This window comes from Nitrosomonas sp. (genome assembly GCF_021731985.1).
Classification (GTDB): domain Bacteria; phylum Pseudomonadota; class Gammaproteobacteria; order Burkholderiales; family Nitrosomonadaceae; genus Nitrosomonas.
The window spans coordinates 66,092-73,342 of the sequence record NZ_JAKFWH010000016.1 but is presented as its reverse complement, the minus strand read 5'-3'; the positions used below and the strand labels follow the sequence as shown (position 1 = coordinate 73,342).

5 protein-coding genes and 1 pseudogene are annotated in these 7,251 nt (G+C 47.2%); all 6 read left to right on the top strand.

Going from position 1 to position 7,251, the window contains the following annotated elements; all coding sequences use genetic code 11:
* Positions 1-113, top strand: a pseudogene (locus QZ942_RS02130) (IS5/IS1182 family transposase); the annotation flags it as partial.
* A 468-nt stretch (positions 114-581) separates the two neighbouring features.
* Positions 582-1,277 (top strand): succinate dehydrogenase iron-sulfur subunit, encoded by a 696-nt coding sequence (locus QZ942_RS02125; protein WP_292992968.1) that lies wholly within the window; start codon positions 582-584, stop codon positions 1,275-1,277.
* Positions 1,274-1,507 carry a succinate dehydrogenase assembly factor 2 gene (locus QZ942_RS02120; protein WP_292992966.1) on the top strand — a complete coding sequence of 78 codons (234 nt, stop codon included), beginning with the start codon at positions 1,274-1,276 and terminating at the stop codon, positions 1,505-1,507. Before QZ942_RS02125 ends, QZ942_RS02120 begins: the two co-directional genes overlap by 4 nt.
* A gap of 80 nt (positions 1,508-1,587) precedes the next feature.
* The gene (gltA, locus tag QZ942_RS02115) at positions 1,588-2,889 is read left to right on the top strand and encodes a citrate synthase (protein WP_292992965.1); all 1,302 of its coding nucleotides are present in this window, start codon (positions 1,588-1,590) and stop codon (positions 2,887-2,889) included.
* Between the two features lie 28 nt (positions 2,890-2,917).
* Positions 2,918-5,758: a 2-oxoglutarate dehydrogenase E1 component gene (locus QZ942_RS02110; protein WP_292992963.1), complete on the top strand. Its 2,841-nt coding sequence runs from the start codon at positions 2,918-2,920 to the stop codon at positions 5,756-5,758.
* 12 nt (positions 5,759-5,770) lie between these two features.
* Positions 5,771-7,018 (top strand): 2-oxoglutarate dehydrogenase complex dihydrolipoyllysine-residue succinyltransferase, encoded by a 1,248-nt coding sequence (gene odhB, locus QZ942_RS02105; protein WP_292992961.1) that lies wholly within the window; start codon positions 5,771-5,773, stop codon positions 7,016-7,018.
* The last annotated feature ends 233 nt before the right edge of the window (positions 7,019-7,251 follow it).

Below are 7,251 nucleotides of genomic sequence, written 5' to 3'. Positions count from 1 at the left end.
GCTACAAGGGATTGGTCAAAAATACCGCTCAGATGTTCTCGCTGTTCGGGCTTGCCAATTTGCTGTTGGCTCGCCGGTGGCTATGCAGAACAGGCAGCCTAGTTGCGCCTTGAAAACAAGAAATGAGGGTAATAATGCAAAAAATGATGCGATTCAGGTCAAAATTGGGCAAATTATCGCAATATTACATAATCACTCGGCTTGATCTCTACTGCGCGATGAGTTATTCAGCGTTTCCTTAGATATGATCAGTTGAAATTGGATATGTAGATGCCGCTTTAGCGGCTCACAAACAGACCCTTTGAGGGGCTCCAGCTATAAACTTCCAGCTTTGCCGGAGGTAATTTAACTAGTAAATGCCCATGTCGGGCACACTAGGACGCATTAATAATGCGCCGAACTTATTTACAAAACGATCTCATGCATTATCGCCCGATGCATTGCGCTTAGGCTTAATGCACCCTACGATCTAAAAAGACAAGCCAAACTGTGTTAATCTAACTTCAAATCTGTATACTTCGAAGTATTCTGAGTTGCTTCTATCGACTATAAGCCGTATTTAAACCACCTGGAGCCAGCCTATGAAGTTTTCTATTTACCGCTATGATCCCGATAAAGATGAAAAACCTTATATGCAGGATTACGACATTCAGTTGGCCGCGACCGACAAGATGCTGCTGGATGCATTGCTGCATATTAAATCGATTGATGACAGCCTGAGTCTGCGCCGCTCTTGCCGTGAAGGGGTCTGTGGTTCGGATGCAATGAATATTAATGGCAGTAACGGACTGGCTTGCATTACGCCGCTTAGTAGCTTAAAAGAGCCGGTAGAGATACGTCCATTACCCGGATTGCCGGTCATTCGTGATTTGATTGTGGATATGACGCAATTTTTCCACCAGTATCATTCTGTCAAACCTTATCTCATTAATAATGATCCGCCGCCTGAAACTGAGCGGTTACAGTCGCCAGAAGACAGGGCGGCTTTGGATGGTGCATACGAGTGTATTTTATGTGCGTGTTGTACAACATCCTGCCCTTCTTTCTGGTGGAATCCGGATAAATTCGTAGGGCCTGCCGGGTTATTGCAAGCCTATCGTTTTCTTGCCGATAGCCGGGATCAAGCGACTGCTGAGAGATTGGATAATCTGGAAGATCCTTACCGGTTATTTCGTTGTCATTCCATCATGAATTGCGTTGCTTCATGTCCTAAAGGCTTAAATCCGACCAGCGCGATTGGCAAAATCAAGGATATGATGGTAAAAAGAATGGTATGAAGGAATTCGAACGCGCACGCTGGCGATGTCGGCGCGGCCTGCTTGAATTGGATATTGTTTTGCAACGTTTCATGGATCAGTACTACACGCAGTTGGATGAATCAGGGTTGGAACAGTTTGAACGGTTGTTAGCATTACCGGATAATGATTTGTGGGATTTGATCACGGCAAGACAAATCAATACAGATGATAACTGGCAGCAGGTATTGGAATTATTACAAAAGAGTTAGATTTCGGATGGTATTCTGAAGATCCTGAAATCCTCTGATAGTGCATACTAATCAATCAATGCGACATGTGGAGAAGTAAAATGGCACAAAAAGGCATAGCAACATTAAATCTTAATGATGGCAGCGCGCCCATAGAACTACCCGTTTTATCCGGAACGATGGGGCCCGATGTGGTTGATATTCGCGCACTGCATGCAAAAAGTGGCGTATTTACTTATGATCCAGGGTATTTGTCGACGGCCAGCAATAGCTCTAACATTACCTTTATTGATGGCGACAAAGGCATTTTGTTATACCGTGGATATCCCATCGAACAACTCGCGAGAAACTGTGATTTTATCGATGTTTGTCATTTGTTGATGAAAGGTGAACTGCCCGATACGCAACAGAAGTCAGAATTTGATCGTTCGATTAAAGATCATTCGATGTTGCACGAGCAATTGGTCCGATTTTTTAGCGGATTCCGGCGTGATGCACACCCAATGGCAGTCATGGTGGGTGTCGTGGGTGCTCTATCTGCCTTTTATCATGAAGCTTTGAATATTTCGGATCCGGCGTATCGGGAACTATCCGCTTTCCGGTTGATAGCAAAATTGCCGACGATTGCGGCAATGGCCTATAAATATAATATCGGTCAACCCTTTATCTATCCCCAAAATCGATTAGGTTACGCGGAAAACTTCCTGCATATGATGTTTGCCGTGCCGAGTGAAAAATATGAAGCGAATCCTGTGATTGTTCGCGCACTGGATCGAATTCTGATTTTACATGCGGATCATGAACAAAATGCTTCGACTTCAACCGTTCGATTGGTCGGCTCCAGTGGGGCGAATCCTTTTGCTTGTGTTTCGGCAGGGATTTCCTGTTTGTGGGGACCTGCCCATGGCGGCGCCAATGAAGAGTGTCTGAAAATGCTGGAGGAAATCGGCGACGTTTCACGTATTGATGAATATATCAAACGCGCTAAAGATAAAGACAGTAACTACCGGCTGATGGGTTTCGGTCACCGCGTCTATAAGAATTTTGACCCGCGCGCCAAATTAATGCGCGAAACCTGTCATGAAGTTCTGGATGAACTGGGCTTACACAATGACCGCTTATTTAAGCTGGCGTTGCAATTAGAAAAGATTGCATTGGAAGATGAATATTTTATTTCCAGGAAATTATATCCTAACGTGGATTTTTATTCGGGAATCGTACAGCGTGCCCTGGGGATACCGACCAGCATGTTTACCGCTATTTTTGCCATGGCCAGAACAGTGGGATGGGTAGCACAATGGAGTGAAATGGTTTCAGATCCGACCCATAAGATCGGTCGTCCGCGTCAATTGTATACCGGCACAGTGATGCGGGATATACCCAGTTCGTATTCAAGAAAATAGCTTTCTTTTATAAAGGCTGCCAAATCTTATGAGCAAGCAGTTGTTTGATGATTCCCTTTTGTCCGGCGCAAATGCTTCGTTTATTGAAGCGGTTTATGAGGATTATCTGCATAACCCGAATTCTGTTGCATCAGCTTGGCGTGAATACTTTGATCGGCTGGCTAAGCAACCGGATACTGCTGCCAATAAGCACCCAGAAGGTGTAGTCAGCAGCGCTTCCGTTACGACGGCAGCAATCTATTCCGGGTCAGAAAGTCAAACCACACTGCCGGATGTGATGGCCTCTGATTCAGATGATCGCAAGCAAGTCGCTGTCCTGCAGCTCATTAACATGTATCGTTATCTGGGCCTGAACCAGGCCAAACTGGATCCGCTTGGACTCAAACAACAAGCTGATGTACCCGAACTGGATCCTGCTCATTTCGGATTTACCGAAGCGGATAGGGATAAGGTATTTAATACCGGTTCATTAGTGGGGCCTGAGCACGCTACGCTGCGTGAAATTCTGCAAATCCTGCGGGAAACCTATTGCGGTTCCGTCGGTGCGGAATATATGTATATTTCTTCAGTCGAACAGAAACGCTGGATACAAGCGCGATTGGAAGGTCAGCGATCGAACCCGGACTATTCGGACGAATACAAACGCCATATTCTTGAGCGGCTCAATGCGGCTGAAGGATTGGAAAAGTATTTGCATACCCGTTATGTCGGACAGAAGCGTTTTTCCGGGGAAGGCAATGAGAGTCTTATTCCACTGCTGGATTGTTTAATTCATCGCGCAGGCAAAACCGGGATTCAACAGATTGTGATGGGCATGGCGCATCGTGCCAGACTCAATGTGCTGGTGAACACGCTGGGTAAGATGCCTGCCGATCTTTTCCGCGAATTTGAAGAAAAACAACCCCAGGAATTACCGTCGGGTGATGTGAAATATCATCAAGGATTTTCTTCCGCGATTAAGACATCGGATGGCATTGTTCGATTGGCTTTGGCTTTTAATCCCTCACATTTGGAAATTGTTAATCCAGTGGTCGAAGGCTCGGTGCGTGCGCGCCAGCATTTGTTAAACGATAAACTGGGCGACAAAGTGCTGCCGGTATTAATACATGGCGATGCAGCATTTGCCGGGCAAGGCGTCGTCATGGAAACGCTCAATTTGTCGCAAACTCGTGGATATGGTACGGGTGGCACGGTGCATATCATCATCAATAATCAAATCGGATTTACCACATCCGATCCGCGCGACAGCCGCTCGACATTGTACTGTACCGATGTTGCCAAGATGATCGAGGCGCCGATTTTTCATGTCAATGGCGATGATCCGGAAGCGGTGATTATGGTGACTGAATTGGCTTTTGATTTTCGTATGCGGTTTCATAAAGATGTCGTGATTGATATGGTTTGTTTCCGTCGTCTTGGCCATAATGAGCAGGACGAACCCATGGTGACGCAGCCGAAGATGTATCAGATCATCAGCAAACATCCCGGTACCCGCAGGCGCTATGTTGATAAACTCGTGGCGGAAGGTGTGATTAAACCGGAAGATGCGGATGACCTGGTTCAATCCTACCGGAATGCCATGGATGAAGGCGTTAATCCCAATAAAGCGGTTTGTTATGACTATCAATCCCCTTACACCATCAATTGGGAACCTTTTCTCAAGCCGTTTAAATGGAACGAAAAAGTTAAAACCGGCGTTGCAATTGAAACGCTGAAACAGCTTGCGGGGCGGTTGACCGATATCCCTGAAGGCTTCAGGCTGCAACAAAGGGTTGAAAAGATAATTGCCGACCGGTGTTTGATGGGGGATGGAAAATTACCGTTGGATTGGGGAATGGCGGAGAATCTTGCCTATGCCGCTTTGCTGAAGGAAGACTATCCCGTGAGGCTTTCGGGTCAGGATTCGGGACGTGGTACTTTCTTTCACCGTCATGCGGTATTACATGACCAGGTAACAGCAGAAGAAGATGAGCGTATTTATGTTCCGCTACGGCATATTTATCCCGAACAACCGGATTTTGTCGTCATTGATTCGATGTTATCCGAAGAAGCGGTATTGGGTTTTGAATATGGTTATGCAACCACGCAGCCGAATGAATTGGTTGTCTGGGAAGCGCAGTTTGGCGATTTTGCCAATGGCGCTCAGGTAGTGATTGATCAATTTATCGCATCCGGTGAAGCCAAGTGGGGGCGCGTATGCGGTTTGGTAATGATGCTGCCGCATGGCTATGAGGGGCAGGGCCCAGAGCATTCTTCCGCGCGGTTGGAGCGTTATCTGCAACTGTGCGCGAATTATAATATTCAGGTGTGTGTGCCTTCCACACCGGCACAAATGTTTCATGTGCTGCGGCGGCAAATGATCCGTCCATTGCGCAAGCCGCTGATCATTTTGAGTCCCAAGAGCATGCTGCGGCATAAAGAATCCGTGTCGAGTCTGGAAGATTTAGCGAATGGTCATTTTTATCCGGTCATACCTGAAACCGAGAATCTGGATACCAAAAAGGTCCGGCGCATCATTGCTTGTAGCGGAAAGATATATTACGAGCTGATGACTTACCGCAAAGAGCAGCAAATAACGGATATGGCGATTATTCGCCTGGAGCAGCTTTACCCCTTTCCGCATGAGGAATTTCAGGCGGAGCTCGATCGTTTCAGTAACGCCAAATCAGTAATCTGGTGCCAGGAAGAACCGGGTAATCAAGGTGCATGGCATCGTATTCAGCACTATCTGCGACGGCATATGCGGCCTGACCAGATGCTTGGTTACGCGCTGCGGGAATCTTCAGCCTCGCCGGCAGTGGGTTATACGGCCCGCCATAAATTTACGCAGAATGAATTAATCGTGGCAGCATTCAGAGATAAAATCTAGAAAGAGGGCACCATGCTAGTTGAAGTCAAAGTACCCATGTTATCTGAATCCGTAGCGGAGGCTACTTTAATATCCTGGCATAAAAAGACAGGAGACTACGTCAACCGGTCAGAAAATCTGATCGATGTCGAAACCGACAAGGTCGTGCTTGAATTGCCCGCGCCCAGTGCCGGTGTATTAACCAAAATTTTAAAAAAAGACGGCGCAACGGTTGCCAGCGGTGAAGTCATCGCGATGATTGAGACGGAAGCAACCGATAAACCGGCATCTACTGCGGAAAAGCAGACTGAAAAACCAGCCGTCAAAAGTATTGAAACGATCAGCGCCAAAGGCGATGAACAAGCGGTACCGCTGTTGATGCCCGCTGCGCACAAGCTGGCAGAAGCAAATAACCTGAAAGCGGGCGAAATCAGTGCCATTAAAGGGACTGGCTTGGGCGGGCGTGTTACTAAAGAAGATGTGCAAGCGTATATGGAAAGTAAATCCAGCGTGGCAGCAGATGCCGAGACTAAATCCGGTTCAGCCAGTACACCAGCGCCACCTGTTCCGGGTGCGGGTGCGCGTGCGGAACGCAGAGTGGCCATGTCCAGACTGCGGCAGCGGGTTGCGGAACGTCTGGTGCAATCGCAATCCACCGCAGCGATTCTGACCACGTTTAATGAAGTCAATATGCAGGCGATTATTGATCTGCGCGCACGCTACAAAACCGAATTTGAGAAGGAATACGGCGTCAAGCTTGGCTTTATGTCGTTCTTCGTCAAAGCTGTCATTGCCGCGTTAAAGAAATATCCGATTATCAATGCGTCCGTTGAAGGCAATGACATTGTTTATCACGATTACTACGACATCGGTATCGCTGTCGGCAGTCCGCGCGGGCTAGTGGTTCCGGTTATCCGGGATGCAGACCGTTTAACACTGGCTGGGATTGAACTGCAGATTGCCGAATTTGCCAAGCGCGCGCAAGACGGCAAACTGACCATCGAAGAACTCAGCGGCGGTACTTTCTCGATTACCAATGGCGGCGTATTCGGCTCTATGTTGTCCACGCCGATCATTAATCCACCGCAAAGCGCCATTCTGGGTATCCATGCAACCAAAGAACGAGTTGTGGTTGAAAACGGGCAAATCGTGATCCGCCCGATGAATTATCTGGCTTTGTCGTATGATCACAGAATTATTGATGGCCGGGAGGCGGTGTTGTCTCTGGTGGCGATGAAGGAAGCATTGGAATATCCGATGAGTCCGTTGTTGGAGAGATAAGAGGGGATTATTTCAGGTAATAAAACAATTGATGCGCCTTCCTACAATGGTGCAATCTAACGTCTCTTATCGCATCAACTTACTTAAAGCAGTGACTTTTATCACAGCGCTAATCATACTGATTCCGTACCCTGATTCTTAGCTGCAATTAAATAGCAGCTTAATTGCAATATCGCAAACATCAGCGTACGGAGGCTAATCATATGTCTCGCGTCAATTATCTTGGCCGCTTT